Source organism: Fontibacillus phaseoli (assembly GCF_003337355.1).
GTDB lineage: Bacteria > Bacillota > Bacilli > Paenibacillales > Paenibacillaceae > Fontibacillus > Fontibacillus phaseoli.
In genome coordinates this window covers 192,736-209,866 of sequence record NZ_QPJW01000004.1, presented here as the reverse complement: position 1 = coordinate 209,866, position 17,131 = coordinate 192,736, and the positions used below count along the sequence as shown (strand labels likewise).

Genomic DNA, 17,131 nt, shown 5'->3' with positions numbered 1-17,131 from the left:
GGCTTAAGGAAGCACACCCTTCATATGAATCGCGGCTTCCTGCAACGATTCGAACGTGCCGGCGTCTCCCCACCATAACTGCAAAACATCGTATTCCAGCTTGCGGTCCCGGGCATACCGGTTATTGACATCGGTAATTTCCAGTTCTCCCCGCGCCGAACGGCTGATTCCCCGAATGATGCCGAATACGGAGTCGTCATACATATAAATCCCGGTCACCGAAAAATGGGATTTCGGATTTTGCGGTTTTTCTTCAATGTATTCGATCAAGTCGGGATTATCGTGATGAAAAACGGGGACCCCGTATCTTCTAGGATCCTTTACGGGTTTAAGCAGTACCCTGGCGCTGCCTGGCTCCTGCTGTTTGAACTTTTTTACAAACGGGGTCAAATCATCGAGAAATAAATTGTCTCCCAGCAGTACGACAAATTTCTCGCCGGGACCTATAAATCCGCCCGCAAGCTCCAAAGCTTCGGCGATTCCTCCCGCGGACTCCTGTACCCGGTAGGTAAGCTTGACGCCATAATTCTCGCCGCTTCCCAGGAAATTCGTGTACAAACCTGCCGATTGTTTCCCGACCACCATGAGAATGTCGGTGATTCCGGCTTGACGCAGCCGTTCTATGCCATAACAGACCATCGGATGATTCCCGACAGGAAGCAGATGTTTGTTAATGAGTCGGGTCAGCGGGTATAGACGTGTTCCGGTGCCTCCCGCCAAAATCACACCTTTCATGAACTCCCCTCCCAAAATGTTCGATTAAATAAATTCCCAGGGATCAACTCCCCACTTGTCGACAAATAACCTTCTGTTGCGTTCGATCAAACGGTCCCAACCCTCCGGATGCCCGGCTTTAAAGCTTGCACTCCCTGAATGATGCACCAGGGTATCCCCGCAAATCAGCAACTTGAATCCATGCTGGCGTGCTCTATAGCTATAATCATCGTCTTCGTAATGACCGGGGGAAAATATTTCATCCAAACCGCCTACCCTGCTCCATACCTCCCGTTTCATTAGAAGACACATGCCGATCAGCCGCTGAGCCTCCACCCATTTTGCAGGATCCGATCTGTTGAACTGTTCGGCGATGGCATAAAAATCCTCGTCGTTCTCTGCGGAAATTGCTACTTGCTGGCGGCCGCTGGCATAATTGGTGACCGGTCCCACCATGCCGACTTCGCTTACACTCCATAGCGCGGATAACAAATTGGACAGCCAGCGCGGCGAAACCTTTACATCATTATTCAGGAGCAGCAAGTGATCGCCCGCTGCAATCGATAAACCACGATTGCATGCTGCGGGAAACCCGGCGTTCTCGGGCAAAGAAATGAACGTCAAGCCTTCGCGAAGGCAGTAAGGGACGCTTCCGTCGCTCGAACCGTTATCCACGACAATGATTTCATAGGGGGCGTCCGTATGAAGGCGAATCGACTCAACGCAGGAACTCAACAGATGGAGACCGTTATAGGAAGGAATCACAATGCTGGTCAGGCCAAATCTCTTCAAGGGACATTCCTCGCTTTCGCCAGTTCGCTGCGTGAAAGTCTCGTCGTGCCTAGCCGCGCCCCCATTATCTTCATCGCTTCTCCCAGCGCTTCGATGTGATCGCCGATAATTAGCCTCGCTACAGGATTTCCGGCTCCGGTATTTCCGCTGCGGATCCGGTTGCCGCGCAGCACGTTTACCGAATGCGGCGCACACACGTTCAAGCCGTGAACCATGGCGATAGCTTGGGCTTTCGGCGGAACGACAAGCGCAGACGTTCCGGTTGCCGCGAGCGCTCTTCTGGATATCGCATGCGGCACGGCCGTCATGGAATTGGCCTTCAGATCGGGTCTGCCCAGCGACAGGTTCAAATAGCTCTTGCTTCGAGTAACATCATCCTGGCGGGAAAAAGGGGGCAGGAACGGCGAGATGTCATTCAGCGCCACGTCGGCTCCCCGGTCGACCGCGAGGAGAAACGGCGCAAGCTCTTCGGCCGGCAACGGGAGGTCCCCGTCCATGAACAGAATAATGTCTCCGGTAGCTACCGCCGCTCCGATCGCCCGGCCGACATCATGGCCAAGCCGCATCGGAAAGCTGAGTCTGATGACCCGGGGATCTCTTTGAACCGTTTCAAAACTGCCGTCCGTACAGCCGTTCAATACGACGATGATCTCCCGGAGCGGCAGCTTCCCCAACTCAAAAAGAACTTTCGGCAGCGTCGCTGCTTCATTGCTGGCCGTGACGACGGCCGAGGCCGATCCTTGCAAAGCGAGCCTTGCATATCCATCGGCAGATGCTTCCGCAGCCGCTTCCGCAATACTCCGGTGACCGGAAAACGGGAGGCGAAGACTTTCCCCGCCCTTCTCCTGCTCCCGCTTCTCCTCAGCCTTTTTGGAGTAGGGACTTTTTATAAGACTTCGCTGCTTCAGGCCCTGTTCTCGCCCCTGGCCGCGGCTTGCTCTTTGCGTCTGCTTCAATCGTGTACGATACATATCATCACCTTACCTTGTCGCGCAGTCGTCCTAGATCTTCATAACCGCCCCGCGGCCCGCGTTCCCGGATAAGCCAATGGACAGCCTGCAAATGATCACCGGCCACGAGCGAGGCGAGAAGATCGGTTCGGCCTTTCTTTTGCCGCAGCGGATTCAGCTTGCCGACGGATACGGTATGGGCCGTCCGGACCTTCATCCCCCGGACGACGGCCATCGCCTGAGCGAGCGGAGGAACTTCCAGCGCCGCCGGACCGACTTCATCCAACGCCCGGCGGCTTAGCGCGTGAGGCACTGCCGTCATGGACGCCCCTTGCAAATCGGGCCGGGCCAGCCACGCATTCAGCACATGCTTGGCAACGACGACCGGATGAGTGTCCCACCTGTCTACCGGCCCGGAATATCCGTTCAGCGCTACATCGGTTCCGGTCAATACGGCCTCGACAAATGGCCGAAGTTCCTTGGCCGGGATGACCATATCCGCATCGATAAACAGCAGCACGCGGCCCTTTGCGGCTTGCGCACCCAGGCTTCGTCCCACATCGTGGCCAAGCGGATCCGCGGAATGAATCACTTTGGCTCCGCGTTTTGCCGCGATCTTCGGCGTTCCGTCCGTCGAACCGTTCGCCACGACGATCGTCTCACTTCGCGGGTGCACCCGGCCTGCTTCTCGCAATACGGCCGGAAGCGTAGTCTTCTCGTTCATAGCCGGAATAATGATAGAAACCAGGGGGTCGGGATGATTGGTGAGCCGCTTCACTATCTTTTTTCGGGCGATTTTTTTTCTATAGGGGCGGACGTGGTTTTTTCGCTTTCGGATCATGCCTGCCACCTCCCAGTTCCCTGAATATACTGAGCATATACCTCAGTGTATGATGATTCCGGGGGGTTGCAACGGCAAACGTACAGCCCCTTTTCCTTGGGTAGATATAAAAAAACCACAAAGTGGAGCTTCGTCTCCGAAGCTCATGCAAGCACTTTGCGGGAATCCTTGAAACTATAATGTTATTGATAGCGTAGACCAGGTAATGCATCGCAACCTTCAAAAATAGACGTTTAACAAGCAGGTATCCGCGTTATTTCATTAACATAGCCCAGCGTTCCGCAGTATGCTCCCACCGGAAATCGGAACTGGCGAGTTGCCTGCCGTTCTGCCCCATTTTCCGGCGGACTTCCTCATGCTGCAGAAGATACAGCAACCTGATGGTTAACTGTTGCTCCGGATCTCCTGCCGGTAACAGAAAGCCCGTGCGGCCGTCGGCCACAATTTCAGGGATTCCCCCGGCAGCCGTAGCGATTACGGGCACCGCCGAAGCCATGGCTTCCACATTAACGAGCCCGAACGCTTCCCCCTCGGCGGAAGGAACAACGGCCACATCGGCCAGATTGTACCAATTCGCCACTTTGGGGTAGGGTACGAACGGCAAAAATACGATCCGGTCCCCAAATGATTCCGCCCTTTTTTTCAAAGTTTGCGAGTAACGAGTATCCCGGTCGCTTCCGTAGAAGGCGCTGCCGACAATCAGAAGCATAGCTTCAGGCTCCCGGCTTAAGACCTCCCCCCATACGTTCAGCAGATGATGAACTCCCTTGGACGGGAGAAGACGCCCGACGAACAACACGATTTTCCGGCCGCTCCAGCCCAGATCGGCTAGCCTGGCCAGACGCAGGGATTCCCCGGCGGGCGTCCAGCGCGGGTTAAAATCATCCAGGCTGACCCCGAGCGGATTAACCTCAATCCCGGTCTTTAAAAATGGAAATCTTCTCCGTATCTCTTCTTTTAAATATACGCTGTTTACGATCAGTCCGTCGGGCGACTCCAGCATCCTGAACATCTTATTAGGAGATATGCGGGAAACGAGAAACGTGGTCGAATGAAGGCTCAAATATACACGGGTCTTAGGTAGCCGGCTTTTTATTTGATACGCAAGCAGAGGCCGGTTATGAACTTCAATCGTGTCAGGTCTCCACAACCGGAGATGGCGCACAATGTATTGAAAATAGCGGCGCCCGCCGGGCAAGCGGTAACAGGGGATGCCGGAAACCATCCCTTTTACCGGAAGACGGCCATCGGCAACACCGTAAATGCGGATATCCAACGTCTTTGCGGCAAGAGGGCATACTTTCTCCACCACCCGTTCCACCGAGCTGCTTCGCCCCGATGGAATGACGAAAGATCCCGGGGTAACGACCGCCACCTTTGGTGCTGCCATACCTATTCCTCCTTTGGATTCGGACCGCAAAAGTACAAGGCGGTGCCATGCCTGCCTCCTCCTCTTGTTTCCTTAAATATACGGCGTTCCGGCGGCAAGGGTGATGAACGGCATGCCGCTTCCGGTCAGCTTGCCTGCTCGGGAAATCCCAAAACAGGCGGCTGCCGCAGAACAGTCGTCCACGCCTTCCGCCCCGGTCTACATAAAGTAATGAAGAAGCCGTATCGAGGAGGAAAGACACCTATGGGACAGAACCATGTCGGTATTCTGCTTAATTCCAGTATGTACAGGGGAATCCCCCGGCGAAAGACCGGTCAGGAGTCGCTAGCCAACTACGAGGAAGCCGCGCGGAGATACGGATTAACTCCCTGTTTCCTTCGCTTGGGGGATATGGATCTGAAGCAGAACAAATGCATCGTCTATATCTATGACGGACGTGACTACGTTAAGACGCTCCTGCCGATTCCGTCCGTGATTCATAACCGGGCATTGTATACCGACCCTGCGGCCCGCAAAAAAATTCAGGCGCTCAGCTTGCAAGGAAAGAAGATTTTTAACGTAAACAACCGATACGGGAAAGATTACGTCCACGATCTGTTATGGGGCGACCCGACGCTGCGGGTATATTTACCCGAAACCGCCTCCGCATCCTGGGCCTCCCTGCAGGAGATGATGGTGCGGCATCAGGACCTTATTCTAAAGCCGGTGCGCGGCTCGGTAGGCCAAGGAATCATGAGGCTGGTTCTACGCGAAAATTATTGGGAGATCCAATTCCCCACTTCAAAAAGGAAGGAAGCCGGAAGCGCCGTGCGGTTAAGAAAAGAGGAACCGCCTCCTTGGCTGCGACGACTCCTGCAGCGCGTGCCTTATCTTCTTCAGGAACGGATTCCGCTGGCGGAATTCAATCATCGCCCGATCGATCTCCGCGTTACGGTACAACGCGGGCTGGACGGAAGGTGGGGGGTCACCGGGCTGTTCGCCAAAGCCGCACCGCCGGGCAGCTTTATTTCCAACGTGGCCAAAGGCGGCGGAGCGTATCCTGCGCCTGAGTTGTTAGCCGAAGCCTTGCCCCCGCATTTGGTACCCGTCATCCTATCCCATGTGGAGGCGCTGGCGCTGGCTATTGCCAGACGGCTATCCTCCTGCCTGCCGCTGCTTGGCGATCTCGGACTGGATATCGGCCTGACTCCGAACGGCCACCCTTACTTCATAGAATGCAACGGCAGGGATCAGCGCTACGGATTCCGCAAAGCCGAAATGAACGAAACCTGGAAAGAAACCTACCGTCAGCCGATGGCGTTTGCCCGCTATCTGCTGGAACAATCCTCTTCTTTCCATCCCGGAAAATTTTAAGGACCGGAGGAAACAACGGAAAAACGGCTGCAATCCCGATTAAGGGGCAGCCGTTTTTGATTTTAACGCAAATATCTTACATCGGTGATCGGATACAGCGGAAACATGCCGCTTAACGCGATAGCCATCACGACCGCCGCGCCCAGCAGCAATGCAATCAGGAGATCGAATCGCGAAAAGACGGAGGGATAATAATACGTTCTGCGGCCATTCCCGTCAAAAGCCTTCGTTTCCATCGCCACCGCCACGCGATGCGCTCTCCGGATGCTTTGGGACAGTAGCGGAACTGCGTACAGTTTGATTCCGGCGATCCATCCCCGCGGCCCCCGCATCCTCCGAGCCCCCCTGATGGCGAGCGCATTTCGGCGGATTTGGAATTCCTCCCACACCATCGGGAGCAGCCGGACGGAGGCCATAAAACTATAGGCAAATTTGGGAGGAAGCTTCCCTTTTTGCATCAAGGCATAGAACAGCTCCACGGATGAGGTCGTCAGGACGAACAGCAGGCCTTCCGCCGCAAAGGTCACCGATTTAAATCCGATGTGGAGACCGCGGTAAAAGCTTTCTTCCGTAATGCGGATCAGCCCCCACTGCCACCAGACGTGATCCCCTTTTCCGAACAAAATCATCGTCGAAGCAGAAGAAACAAACACCAGAGCAAAGGACAATACGATAAGCAGCACTTTCCAAAAAGCGTATCCACTGAGCCAAAACAACAGCAACGTGAACACGGCCGCCTGGTAAAACATAAAATCAATCTCATGCGTAAATAAACCGAGGAGAAAAAGCAAAATTACGGCAACCAGCTTGAACACCGGGTTGGCGCGGTGCATCCAGGTTCGGGAGAAAGGCATCAACAATCCCTTCATACCGTCACCGGATCGCCAAGATATTCGCGCGACGCTCCCCGGGCAATGTCGGTTCCCCGTTCCGTCAAACCACGGTCGATCATTACCCCGTCCTTGACTTCCCATCTGCGGGTCGCCATCATTTCCGCAATTTGCTCTTCATGAGTCACCATCACGATGGCCGTCCCCCCGGCTCTCAATTCCTCGCATAAATTCAGAATCGCGAACGTATTCACCGCATCCTGTCCAAACGTAGGCTCATCAAGCAGCAGGACGGATTTACCCGTAATCGCGGCTCCCGCCACGCTTAGCCTCCGCTTCTGTCCAAGCGACAACTGGTACGGATGGCGTTGTCCCAATCCGGCAAGGCCAAATTGATCAATTGCCTGCTTTACCCGCAGAGTAATCTCATCCGGTGAGACACCCTTTTCATGCAATGAAAAAGCGATCTCCCTCTCCACCTCATTCTCGACAAACTGGAATTCCGGGTTCTGGAAAACGAAGCCGATGGCCTCGGACGCAGTCCGTACCCGGCGTTTCCGGTGCTTTCTCCCGCCGGTCTTGGTTCCGCATAGGCTATACTCCCCTTCCGTAGGAAGCAGGCCCATCAAAGCAAGCAGCAAGGAGCTCTTTCCCGCCCCGTTTGGACCTGTAACGGCGATAAATTCACCGGGATATACCTCGGCCCGATCCACTTGAATGACTGGGCGGCTCCGGCGGAAACCTCGAAAACCGGAGAGTTCGATGAGTGGCCGCTGCTCCAGATGGTTCAGGCGATCCGGATGCTCCGGGTGCTTCAACCGCTCCAAGCGCTTTGTCCGCTCCGTTACGGCAGAAGCCGCCCAGAACCGGTTCCAGACACCGGGTTGCCAGATCCCATACGCTTCAAGCTCCTGTTGGCACCGGGGAAACAGCTCATCCGGCTCTCCTTGCCCCAGCAATTGTCCCTGAGGTCCGAACAAGGCGACTCTGTCCACCAAGCCCAATTGAAGCAGTTCCTCGATGCGGTGTTCGACAATAATCAAGGTCCGGTGTTCGGCTATCTGCCGCACGGCTTCCCAGATCTGCTTTCGCCCTTCAGGGTCCAGCAGGGCGGAAGGCTCGTCAAGCAGCAAAACTTCAGGATCCATAAGCAAAATTGAGGCCAGAGCCAGCCTTTGCTTCATTCCTTGGGATAGCGATTCAATGGGAAGATGAATTGCCTCCAATATGAGTCCTACTTGCTTCAATGCTTCCTGCATCCGGGGAAGCATCTCCTCTCTGGGGACTCCCCGGTTCTCCAGGACAAAGGCCAGTTCCTCATCGACATAAGGCATACAAAACTGAGTGTCGGGATCCTGAAACAACATCCCCCAGGAAGAGGGAAGAATCTGCCCCGAGCATCTCAACGGGACTTCAACAAGACCCGGAATGATGCCGGCAAGCACCTGCAGCAGCGTCGACTTCCCGCAGCCGCTCGGCCCGAGGAGCAGCAGCTTCTCCCCCCGCTGCACTTCAAACGAAAGATCCTTGAATACGAAGGCATCGGCTCCCGGAAATTTCAGCCGCAAATCTTGAACCGCGGCTGCGGGTCGGAGCTTGTCGTTTACTCCCTCAACTTTTCCAAAAATTGTAGTATTAAACGGTGAACTGCTCATGGCATTAATCATCCAATGCCGCGTAATCCTTTGCAGCTACGGGGCGAAGCAGCGAGGTAACACCGGTGGCCTCCACCGCCTTGGCCAAAGCATAAGCGAGATAACCCGCGATCAAAGCGGAGCTGACGGCTCGCATTGCATATTTGGCGATCAACAGCCAAGTCTCGTAATCGGCCACATAGCCGTAATAGATATCCGGAATAATCGATCCCGCCGCAGCCGCAACTCCCGCCAAAGCAGCCACGGAAGGAGAAAATTTGCGGTACCGGAACAAAGCAAATACAAGTTCTGCGCCCAACCCCTGAAGGACACTGTAAAGCACTAGCTGAACTCCCCACTCGCTGCCGAACAAAATTTCCACATGGGCAGCCGCCACTTCGGCCAGTAAAGCGACGCCAGGCTTACGAATCAGAAGAAACACAAGCGTCGGAGCTATAAACCACATCCCGTAGACCAGTTCATCGGCTTGAGGGAATAACGGGGAGAACAGATTGTATACCGAACTCCAGAAATGATAAACCACGCCTAGCACGAGCGACACCAACACCGTCACCAGGATGTCGCTCAGCTTCAGACCTCTTTTCGGAAGTGCCGGAGAATCAGGTTCTTTTCGCTGACTCCGTTGCGTTTCCCGATCCGACTGGCCGGACTGATCCGGCTGACTACTTTGATTCTTTTGATTGGTAATCTCTTGCATAATAACTCCTCCTCTTGGATCAACTGTTTTTGGACGCAACAAAAAACCGGCTGAATAGGCTCAGACGGTTGCTAGGTCCACGGGAGAATGCATGTGCAATAAACAACATTCATACATTCCGGACGTTAGATTCTCTACGCTGGCATTATCCAGTTCAGATTAACGGTCTGCAGCGGGATATGCTGCTATCTCAGCCTGATTCACTCAAGCCCCCGTATCTCATATGCGATTGGAATTAATATACTCTAAATCTTTGCAAATAATCAAGCAAAAAATAGTGAAGGCACTTTCGTTATTGATTTCAAGACTATTCTATGTCAATATTAGCGGAAGTGGAAAAGGGATCTTTGTCCCGTTGATCATGGTGTTAGGGGGATACGACTTGGCCGCAAACTGGATGAAATGGATGACGGAACTGACCTCCCGGAAATGGATTTCCAGGCTTATGGGCCGGTTCTCGCATTCGCAAGCGAGCCGCTATATTATTCCTTGGTTCGCAAAATCATACGGAATACCTCTGCATGAAGCGGAGAAAGAATTGAAAGAATACCGTACTTTAAACGAATTTTTTACCCGCAAATTGAAGAGCGGCATGCGTCCGGTCCATCAGAGCGACGATGGACTGATCAGTCCGGTGGATGCGCTAATTACTTTTATGGGAGAAATCCGTTCCGGCACGATCTTAAACGTCAAAGGACAGGATTACACCCTCCAGGAGTTGCTTAACGATTCGCCGCGCGCACAGAGCTTTTTGCACGGATACGCCTTCGTGCTCTACCTGAGTCCGACCGATTATCATCGCATCCATGCTCCGGCCGCCGGCACGCTGCTTGAAAGCGAACATATCAAAGGCAAGGTATATCCCGTGCATGATTTCGCAATGAGACATATGAAAAACGTGCTTAGCCGCAACGAGCGGCTGATTACGTATCTAAAGCACGAGCGGGGCGAAATCGCCGTGGTAAAGGTAGGCGCCATGAACGTAAGCAGCATTTGCTATACCGATGCCAAAGCCACCCGCTGGAATCGGGGCGATGACCTCGCGTATTTCGAATTCGGCTCCACCGTTGTTCTCCTGACCGAAAACGGCACCTTTGCGCCCTCCCCGGAATGCGCCGTCGGCCAGAAGGTCAAGATGGGCGAACCGCTCGGGGTCTTTTTCCCCCGTTCCAAATAACACCTTCCGGAAGGTCCGTTCCCGTTAATTTACGTTAATGGCCCCTACGGAAGTTTCCAGCGACAGAAGCGGCCCGCCGCTTCCCCGCTGGCTTTTGCCTTTCGGGGATCCGCTGATGTCTCCGACATCGGCCTTCGTTTCCATATCCAAATTTAGCGAATCGGCCAAATTCACATCAATGCTGCCGATATCCGCTTTTACGGATAAATTTCCTCCGCTCTCCATCAGCGAAACCCCCAGATCTATGCTGCCCGTTGCAGTACTGATCTTCGACTCCCCGGTAATGCCCGCATCCTTGACCTCGATACTGCCGACATCGTTCTTGACCTGATAGCTTCCCTTCAATCCGGTAAGACTCACGTCGCCGACATTACTGTCGATGTCAAAAGTAGAAATGCCTTCGGGCAGTCCGATTACGTAATCGATGCTGAACTCCGAATAATTAAGGTTTTTTCGGCCCCATTCCCAGAGATTCTTGTCGGGATCGTCTTTGGCATGCGTGTAAATTTCAACTTTGTTTCCGTCAGGTTTAATGGAAACGGTCGCTTGTTCAAACACACTTTTAAGATCATTCTCGCGAGACGTTCTCTTCTGGGTCCAAATTTTTACCTCTACGGTAATCTCGTTGCCTGTGATTTGCTTCACTTCAATATCTCCGACCGCATTCTCCAGGGTGAACTCCGAAGCCGCCCCCACCGGAGCCGACGTCGACAACTCCAGAGCTTCCCCGCTCTCCTTCAGCTTATTGACCTGACTGTCAACGGTTTGCTCTAGAGCCCCCACCGTCGTTCCGACGACTTCCTTCGCTTTTTCATCCACCCCTGTACATCCTGCAAGCATGGCCAGTACAACAGCCGCCGCAGTCAATGTTACCGGCCTAAATCCTTTATTCATTCTTCTTCCTCCTTCAGCTGTATCGTCTCTTATGTATTTTCGCGTACACGTCACTAATGCTATCATCATAATCTCCCGGCGAAAAAAAGGACATAGCCCGCGGACCAGAACTTTCCTAGACTAAGGTCGGAACGATGAATTTGCCCATCCCGGGATGATCTTTCCGAAAAAACGGCCGGAACAGGGAGCCCCTGTCCGACCGTTTGGTAAACTAAGTATGCTATATTAACATCCGGATCACAAGCAGCGATTTTGAGACGCATGGAATTGATGTTGGAAATGACTTAACAAGCCAGATCGATTAACAGATCAAAACCAGGTTTCCTCCTCCCGGTCGGGCCGTCTCGACCGGCGAAAACGATTTCGAAAAATACTGCTCCCCGGTACCGAACACTCCCGGCTGCGCATCCGCCGTCTTTTTCCCATGATGTACACCTCCTCCCAGACCTCGGCAATAAAAGTTATTTACCCGTCAAGAATACAATTGAATCAGCAAAAAGAAGTTTTTTTCTAGCGGATTTCGGAAGGGCTCTTTCCGGTATACTGCTTGAACTGGCGGCTGAAGAAGAAGATATCGCGGTACCCGAGCGCGTCAGCCACCTCGGTCACGTTCATGCCCGCGTGCAGAAGCAAGTGCTGGGCCCGGTCGATCCGGGTTTTGATAATGTAGGACTGCACGGAAAGACCGATGATTTCTTTGAATTTAATTGAAAAATAACGCGGCGACAATCCGGCCCGGGCGGCCAAATCCTCGACTTTATGAGGCAAACCCGGGTGCTGGGAGCAATAATTCGCCACTTCCTGAATCACTTCATTAAGCTGGTTGCTCACCTTTTTCTCCCGGGGAAGTTCCCGTTCTTCGCGGAGTAAATAAATCAGCATCTGCTTCAAAATGAGGCGCGCTTCTTCCTCGGCTCCATATGCTTTGACCAGAAATAGCCGGACATACCGCGAAAGCATGTATTCGAAATCCAGCGTATCCTCCAACATGCGATAGGAGCCCGGCACTTCGGAAACAGGCTCATCGACGTCAAAGTGAATATAAGTCAAGACGAGCGGACGCTGCGGATTGTGAGTAGCGCTGGTATGATCGCCTTTGCGGAACAAAAAACAGCTCCCGGGGCCGACCTGTATGGGCTGATCGTTCAAAATAACCGTACCTTCGCCGCTCCACACGTAAAATAAATCGTAATTTTGCAGCGCTTTTTCCCGCTTATGCCATTTCCATCCCGGTTCGCAGACAATTTTGGCAAAGGCCGGCTTCAAAATGAACGAGGACGGGGATATGTGAAGCATCTCCTTACCTCCTGAGAACTTAGTAATTTTTTGGTTCGCTTGTCCATCACTACTGCATGGATTATTACGATTATACTCCTAAACTGTCGTTTCTTAAATATCCTTCCACGCACGCGCCATCCGGTATACTCCTTCCAGCAGCCGATCGTTCTCCAGATGGGATAAACTGAAGCAAGCGGCAGGCAAGCCCGGACTTAACCGATAGATGCCGCCATCCCGAAACACCACGCCCCTGAGCCGGGCCGCTTCCCGAAATGCCTCATATTCCTCCGGAGACCGCCGCCATTCCGCGAACACAAGCAGCCCTGCATCCGCTGGCCGCAGGGAAAATAAACCGGGAAGCTCGCTCTCCAAAGCTTGGCGGAACAGCTCGTGCTTTGCGCTGTAAATTCTGCGCATCCGGCGCAGATGCCGCTCATAATCGCCCCGGCGCATGAAGCGGGCCAGCGCCCGCTGTTCCAGCCGTGCCGGCGGAACCGGCTCGTACAAGGCTTTGGCCCGTACGGCCGGACCGGCCAGGCTTCGCGGCAGCACCGCGTAACCGATCCGCAAGGCGGAGAACATCGTCTTGGAAAACGAGCCGATGTAGACGACGCGCTCATCGCGGTCCAGCGCCTTGAGCGGCTCCAGCGGGCGGCCGCCCCAGCGTAATTCGGTGTCGTAATCGTCCTCGACGATGACGGCATTCCGCGCCGCGGCCCACGCCAGCAACGCCTGCCGCCGCGCGGGCGACAGCACTGCCCCGGTCGGAAATTGGCGGCCGGGGGTCACGAACAGCACCCGCGCGTCCCAGTCGCGCGGGATCAGGCCGTCCCCGTCCACCGCTCCGGGGACGGCAACCCCTCCGCAGGCGGCCACCGCCCTGGAGATCCCGTGGAAGCACGGGTCCTCCAGCACGGCCCGCTCGCCCTCACCCAGCATCAGCTGGGTGAGCAGCATGATCGCCTGCATCGAGCCGTTGAACAGGCAGATCTGCTCCGCATCTGCCGCAATGCCCCGGCTTCGCCGCAAATAAGCGGCGATGGCGCCGCGCAGCTCGGGATCGCCCGCAGGGCTCATGACGGAGATGCCGTCCTGTTTCTCCCGCGCGGCCCAGGCGAGCGCGCTCTTCCACTCCGCTTGCGGGAACGCGGACACGGAAGGGCCTGCGTCCATGAACGAAATGACCGTCCCGTCGGGACCGGGCTTGGCGCCGGACGCCTCGGCGGGCTCCTCCGGCGGCAGCGCGGGCTCCGTCACTCTTTTTCCCCAAGGGGACAAAGAGACCGCAATCCCCTCCTTGCTGCCGGATTCCTTTCGCTCGGGGATCACCGCGGCTACATAAGTCCCGCTCCCTATCGTAGTATGGATATAGCCTTCGGCATGAAGCAGGTCGTAGGCATGGGCAACGCTCCCTCGGGACAAACCGTAAATCTGCGCCATTTCCCGCGAAGAGGGAAGTCGCGTTCCCGCCGGTAAAGTTCCATCATGTACGGCTGACCGGATCGCGTGATACAGAGCCAAATATTTATAGCGGTATTGTTCGCTGTGGGCATCTAAAGGTATGGAAAAGTTCATGATCACGATCCTCCCTGCGCTTTCTGTCAATTGGACTATTAAAATTAATGTAAATTGGTTCTTTTTTTATGTCAATTACGGGAATAGACTGTTGAAAAACAAATTGACTGGCTGATGAAGCACAGGAAAGTTACGGAGGGGGATCACCTTGAGAAGAAAAGAATTTGGAGTAGAAGACACCCAAGAAATCGAAGAGTTTCTGCGGGAGATGAGTTTCGGCTTTCTCGGCACCGTGGGAGAGGACGGATGGAGCCGGGTTACTCCGCTCAACTTTGTATATGACGGGCACTGTTTTTATTTTCACGGAAGTCTGGCGGGGGAAAAGATGAAGCATTTGGCGCACGACGCCAGGGTAAGCTTTACGGTGGCCAAGGAGTATGCGATTATTCCCTCGTATTTTACCGATCCGAACCTAGCTTGTCCGGCTTCGGCTTTTTTCAAAAGCGTCATGGTCCGAGGGCGGGCGGAAAAAGTGCAGAATTTGGAGGAAAAGGCGGCTGTCCTGACGTTATTTATGGAAAAGCTGCAGCCCGAAGGCGGTTATGATCCTATAGTGGCCGACAATTCGCAGTACACAGGACACCTTAAAAGCGTGTCCGTCGTCAAGATTATTCCCGAGACCATCAGCGGCAAATTCAAATTTGGACAAAATATGAACGAGACTAAATTTTCCGGCGTGGTTCAGGGACTGGAGGAGCGGCATCAGGACCTTGATCCGGATACCGTCGAGCTGATGAAGAAGTATTGTCCACGGCATCGTTAAAATTCAATCGGAAACGTCTGTTTTGACCGTGACGGTATGGGGACGAAATGATATAATGTTAGGCAGTCAAAACGGAACTGTCCCATATCAAAACCGATTGGAAGGATGAATACGTGATGAACCCACTCGCGGAGCAGTTAAACGAGAATTTGAAGTCCGGCAATATCCATGTGTACGAGATGCTGTCCACTCTGGGCAAGGAAATCTATTTCCCCAAGGAAGGCATTTTGAGCCAATCCGCCGAAGCGACGGCCGGAGCGAAAAAGTACAACGCCACGATCGGCATCGCTACCGAAAACGGCGGCCCGATGCATCTGGCGGCGATTCAAGAAACCTTGTCCGCATATAAGCCTCAGGATTTATATCCGTATGCGCCACCGGCCGGCAAACCTGAACTTCGCACCGTATGGCGCGAAAAGATGCTGCGGGAAAACCCGACGGTTGCAGACAAGCATTTCGGTAATCCCGTTGTCACCAACGCGCTTACCCACGGTCTCAGCATCGTGGCGGACCTGTTCGCGGACGAAGGCGACGCCATCATTTATCCGGATAAAAACTGGGAAAACTACGAATTAACTTTCGGGATCCGCCGACACGGGGTTATCGTAAATTATCCGCTGTTTACCGAGGATATGAAGTTCAACAGCCAAGGCCTGCGCGAAGCGCTGCTATCTCAAAAAGATAAAGGCAAAGCGATCGTCATCCTGAACTTCCCGAACAATCCGACGGGATATACCCCGGGCGTCAAGGAAGGCGATGAAATCGTCGCCGCCGTTGTGGAAGCTGCGGAAGCAGGGATCAATGTTGTGGTCGTTACCGATGACGCGTACTTCGGATTGTTCTTCGAGGAATCCTTGTCCGAGTCGCTGTTCGGCAAACTGGCCGGGCGCCATCCGCGCATTCTGCCGGTAAAAGTGGACGGCGCCACCAAAGAGGAATACGTTTGGGGCTTCCGGGTCGGATTCATCACTTTCGCTGCCGAGGATGCCGGCGTTCTGACTGCACTGGAGCAGAAGACGATGGGCATCATCCGTGCGACCGTTTCCAGCGGCGCTCATCCTTCCCAAACCTTTGTGCTCCAAGCTTTGAAATCGCCCGAGTTTGAAGCCCAGAAGGCTGAAAAATTCAAAGTGATGAAGGGCCGGGCCAACAAAGTCAAATCCCTGCTCGATAGCGGGAAATACGGCGATGTGTGGGAATATTATCCTTTCAATTCGGGCTACTTCATGTGCCTTAAGCTAAAAATGGTCAATGCCGATGAGCTTCGGCAGCATTTGATCCGCGAATACGGCGTCGGCACCATCGCGCTCGGCGACACCGATCTGCGGATTGCTTTCTCCTGCATTGCCGAGGAGAATCTGGAGGACCTGTTTGATATCGTTTATAAAGGCGTTCTGGATCTTCAAGGCTAAACTCCTACTTCAAAGGAACACCCATTCTGAGTTGCGCCGTTATATTCGCCCAAGCACTTGGCACAACCGACTCATAGAATATTTTGTAAGAACGATCTATTCTGTGGGAAAGGGGAATTGCACATGAGTGGAGTTGACGAAGGAAGAGGCGGCGGCTACGGCGGAGGTCTCTGGACCAGCACAGGCGTAATCCTGGTGCTCTTTATTCTGCTGGTAATTATCAGCCGCACCATTTTCTTATAAGCCTGCTTTAAAAATAACGACAAAGAAGGTCGCTGGAGGAGTTTCTCCTCAGCGACTTTTTTTCGTTGACAAGCACAGGATTGATTCTTATCCTGTAGATCATGCTCATTGATCTGACTAAGGATATTGCGCTCGGCTGTCCGCAGCTCTACATTTACTTTTCAGCTCTAGTTGCTCCACATTACCCCTGTCCGTTTTCGCTCCATCGGTAATAAGTTACAAGCTATACTAAGATGTTCCTTAGGTAACTCCTTTTAACCCCTCATACACTGTAATCGCCACTGTTACCATTGCTTCCTTTACACTCTATTGATCACTATTGCTTCCTTAACTCACCAATGCCACTATTGCCACCATTACTCACTATTGCTTCCTTTACTCCCTGCTGGCCACATTACTACTCGCTATCCGCATACTATTATTTCAAAGTTACTCTCTGGTGAAATAGGCTACTCTTTAACACTTACTCGTATTTACTCCTGTTCTGCACACGGCCACTATTGGGACTTTTCCAACGATTATCCACTGTCTAATTAGCTGCCTTTAGTTGCGCCTACCGTTCTAAGC

Annotated in this window: 16 protein-coding genes and 1 riboswitch; of the genes, 5 read left to right on the top strand and 11 right to left on the bottom strand. The window is 53.6% G+C overall.

From position 1 onward, the window contains the following. Positions 1-3 precede the first annotated feature (3 nt). The 5 genes from DFP94_RS13620 to DFP94_RS13600 form a co-directional block, all read right to left on the bottom strand. On the bottom strand, positions 4-735 hold the full coding sequence (locus DFP94_RS13620; RefSeq protein WP_114497011.1) for a sugar phosphate nucleotidyltransferase: 732 nt from the start codon (positions 733-735) through the stop codon (positions 4-6). Between the two features lie 24 nt (positions 736-759). Next, positions 760-1,506, bottom strand: a complete 747-nt coding sequence (locus tag DFP94_RS13615; protein ID WP_114497010.1) for a glycosyltransferase family 2 protein — start codon at positions 1,504-1,506, stop codon at positions 760-762. Next, positions 1,503-2,477, bottom strand: a complete 975-nt coding sequence (locus DFP94_RS13610) for a glycosyltransferase (protein ID WP_114497009.1) — start codon at positions 2,475-2,477, stop codon at positions 1,503-1,505. Before DFP94_RS13610 ends, DFP94_RS13615 begins: the two co-directional genes overlap by 4 nt. Before the next feature lie 4 nt (positions 2,478-2,481). Continuing rightward, positions 2,482-3,297, bottom strand: coding sequence for a glycosyltransferase family 2 protein (locus DFP94_RS13605; RefSeq protein WP_114497008.1), 816 nt, complete (start codon positions 3,295-3,297; stop codon positions 2,482-2,484). A 253-nt stretch (positions 3,298-3,550) separates the two neighbouring features. Further along, the gene (locus DFP94_RS13600) at positions 3,551-4,687 is read right to left on the bottom strand and encodes a glycosyltransferase family 4 protein (protein WP_114497007.1); all 1,137 of its coding nucleotides are present in this window, start codon (positions 4,685-4,687) and stop codon (positions 3,551-3,553) included. A gap of 243 nt (positions 4,688-4,930) precedes the next feature. On the opposite strand from DFP94_RS13600, the gene DFP94_RS13595 reads away from it, so the two are divergent. Continuing rightward, positions 4,931-6,040 (top strand): YheC/YheD family endospore coat-associated protein, encoded by a 1,110-nt coding sequence (locus DFP94_RS13595; protein ID WP_114497006.1) that lies wholly within the window; start codon positions 4,931-4,933, stop codon positions 6,038-6,040. A gap of 62 nt (positions 6,041-6,102) precedes the next feature. Here DFP94_RS13595 and DFP94_RS13590 read toward each other — a convergent pair whose 3' ends face one another. From DFP94_RS13590 to DFP94_RS13580, 3 genes are read right to left on the bottom strand one after another with little or no spacing between them, the layout of a single operon-like run. Beyond that, on the bottom strand, positions 6,103-6,909 hold the full coding sequence (locus DFP94_RS13590) for an energy-coupling factor transporter transmembrane component T family protein (RefSeq protein ID WP_114497005.1): 807 nt from the start codon (positions 6,907-6,909) through the stop codon (positions 6,103-6,105). Beyond that, positions 6,906-8,525: an ABC transporter ATP-binding protein gene (locus DFP94_RS13585; protein WP_114497132.1), complete on the bottom strand. Its 1,620-nt coding sequence runs from the start codon at positions 8,523-8,525 to the stop codon at positions 6,906-6,908. Before DFP94_RS13585 ends, DFP94_RS13590 begins: the two co-directional genes overlap by 4 nt. A 4-nt stretch (positions 8,526-8,529) precedes the next feature. Next, on the bottom strand, positions 8,530-9,222 hold the full coding sequence (locus DFP94_RS13580) for an ECF transporter S component (RefSeq protein WP_114497004.1): 693 nt from the start codon (positions 9,220-9,222) through the stop codon (positions 8,530-8,532). Between the two features lie 114 nt (positions 9,223-9,336). Then, a riboswitch (TPP riboswitch) is annotated at positions 9,337-9,448 on the bottom strand. 156 nt (positions 9,449-9,604) lie between these two features. Here DFP94_RS13580 and asd point away from each other — a divergent pair. Further along, a complete protein-coding gene (gene asd, locus DFP94_RS13575; protein ID WP_114497003.1) occupies positions 9,605-10,399 on the top strand; it encodes an archaetidylserine decarboxylase in 795 nt (264 codons plus the stop codon). 24 nt (positions 10,400-10,423) lie between these two features. On the opposite strand, the gene DFP94_RS13570 is transcribed toward asd, so the two are convergent. From DFP94_RS13570 to pdxR, 3 genes are all read right to left on the bottom strand, one after another. After that, positions 10,424-11,293 (bottom strand): DUF4097 family beta strand repeat-containing protein, encoded by an 870-nt coding sequence (locus DFP94_RS13570; protein ID WP_114497002.1) that lies wholly within the window; start codon positions 11,291-11,293, stop codon positions 10,424-10,426. A 510-nt stretch (positions 11,294-11,803) separates the two neighbouring features. Then, complete coding sequence (locus DFP94_RS13565) at positions 11,804-12,589, bottom strand: helix-turn-helix domain-containing protein (protein WP_114497001.1); 786 nt, start codon at positions 12,587-12,589, stop codon at positions 11,804-11,806. 93 nt (positions 12,590-12,682) lie between these two features. Then, positions 12,683-14,146 carry a MocR-like pyridoxine biosynthesis transcription factor PdxR gene (gene pdxR, locus DFP94_RS13560; RefSeq protein ID WP_114497000.1) on the bottom strand — a complete coding sequence of 488 codons (1,464 nt, stop codon included), beginning with the start codon at positions 14,144-14,146 and terminating at the stop codon, positions 12,683-12,685. A gap of 148 nt (positions 14,147-14,294) precedes the next feature. Between pdxR and DFP94_RS13555 the strand changes: the two genes are divergently transcribed. The 3 genes from DFP94_RS13555 (at position 14,295) to DFP94_RS13545 (ending at position 16,564) form a co-directional block, all read left to right on the top strand. Next, positions 14,295-14,909, top strand: a complete 615-nt coding sequence (locus DFP94_RS13555) for a pyridoxamine 5'-phosphate oxidase family protein (RefSeq protein ID WP_114496999.1) — start codon at positions 14,295-14,297, stop codon at positions 14,907-14,909. Positions 14,910-15,025: 116 nt separating this feature from the next. Next, positions 15,026-16,321: an aminotransferase class I/II-fold pyridoxal phosphate-dependent enzyme gene (locus DFP94_RS13550; protein WP_114496998.1), complete on the top strand. Its 1,296-nt coding sequence runs from the start codon at positions 15,026-15,028 to the stop codon at positions 16,319-16,321. Between the two features lie 123 nt (positions 16,322-16,444). Continuing rightward, entirely contained in the window at positions 16,445-16,564 is a 120-nt protein-coding gene (locus DFP94_RS13545; protein WP_114496997.1) for a sporulation protein YjcZ, read from the top strand. The last annotated feature ends 567 nt before the right edge of the window (positions 16,565-17,131 follow it).

Bases quoted from the DNA above. Each gene is read 5' to 3' on its own strand.
- DFP94_RS13620 (WP_114497011.1), bottom strand. From the start codon at position 735: ATGAAAGGTGTGATTTTGGCGGGAGGCACCGGAACACGTCTATACCCG.
- DFP94_RS13610 (WP_114497009.1), bottom strand. From the start codon at position 2,477: ATGTATCGTACACGATTGAAGCAGACGCAAAGAGCAAGCCGCGGCCAG.
- DFP94_RS13605 (WP_114497008.1), bottom strand. From the start codon at position 3,297: ATGATCCGAAAGCGAAAAAACCACGTCCGCCCCTATAGAAAAAAAATC.
- DFP94_RS13600 (WP_114497007.1), bottom strand. From the start codon at position 4,687: ATGGCAGCACCAAAGGTGGCGGTCGTTACCCCGGGATCTTTCGTCATT.
- DFP94_RS13595 (WP_114497006.1), top strand. From the start codon at position 4,931: ATGGGACAGAACCATGTCGGTATTCTGCTTAATTCCAGTATGTACAGG.
- DFP94_RS13590 (WP_114497005.1), bottom strand. From the start codon at position 6,909: ATGAAGGGATTGTTGATGCCTTTCTCCCGAACCTGGATGCACCGCGCC.
- DFP94_RS13585 (WP_114497132.1), bottom strand. From the start codon at position 8,525: ATGAGCAGTTCACCGTTTAATACTACAATTTTTGGAAAAGTTGAGGGA.
- DFP94_RS13580 (WP_114497004.1), bottom strand. From the start codon at position 9,222: ATGCAAGAGATTACCAATCAAAAGAATCAAAGTAGTCAGCCGGATCAG.
- DFP94_RS13570 (WP_114497002.1), bottom strand. From the start codon at position 11,293: ATGAATAAAGGATTTAGGCCGGTAACATTGACTGCGGCGGCTGTTGTA.
- DFP94_RS13565 (WP_114497001.1), bottom strand. From the start codon at position 12,589: ATGCTTCACATATCCCCGTCCTCGTTCATTTTGAAGCCGGCCTTTGCC.
- pdxR (WP_114497000.1), bottom strand. From the start codon at position 14,146: ATGAACTTTTCCATACCTTTAGATGCCCACAGCGAACAATACCGCTAT.
- DFP94_RS13550 (WP_114496998.1), top strand. From the start codon at position 15,026: ATGAACCCACTCGCGGAGCAGTTAAACGAGAATTTGAAGTCCGGCAAT.
- DFP94_RS13545 (WP_114496997.1), top strand. From the start codon at position 16,445: ATGAGTGGAGTTGACGAAGGAAGAGGCGGCGGCTACGGCGGAGGTCTC.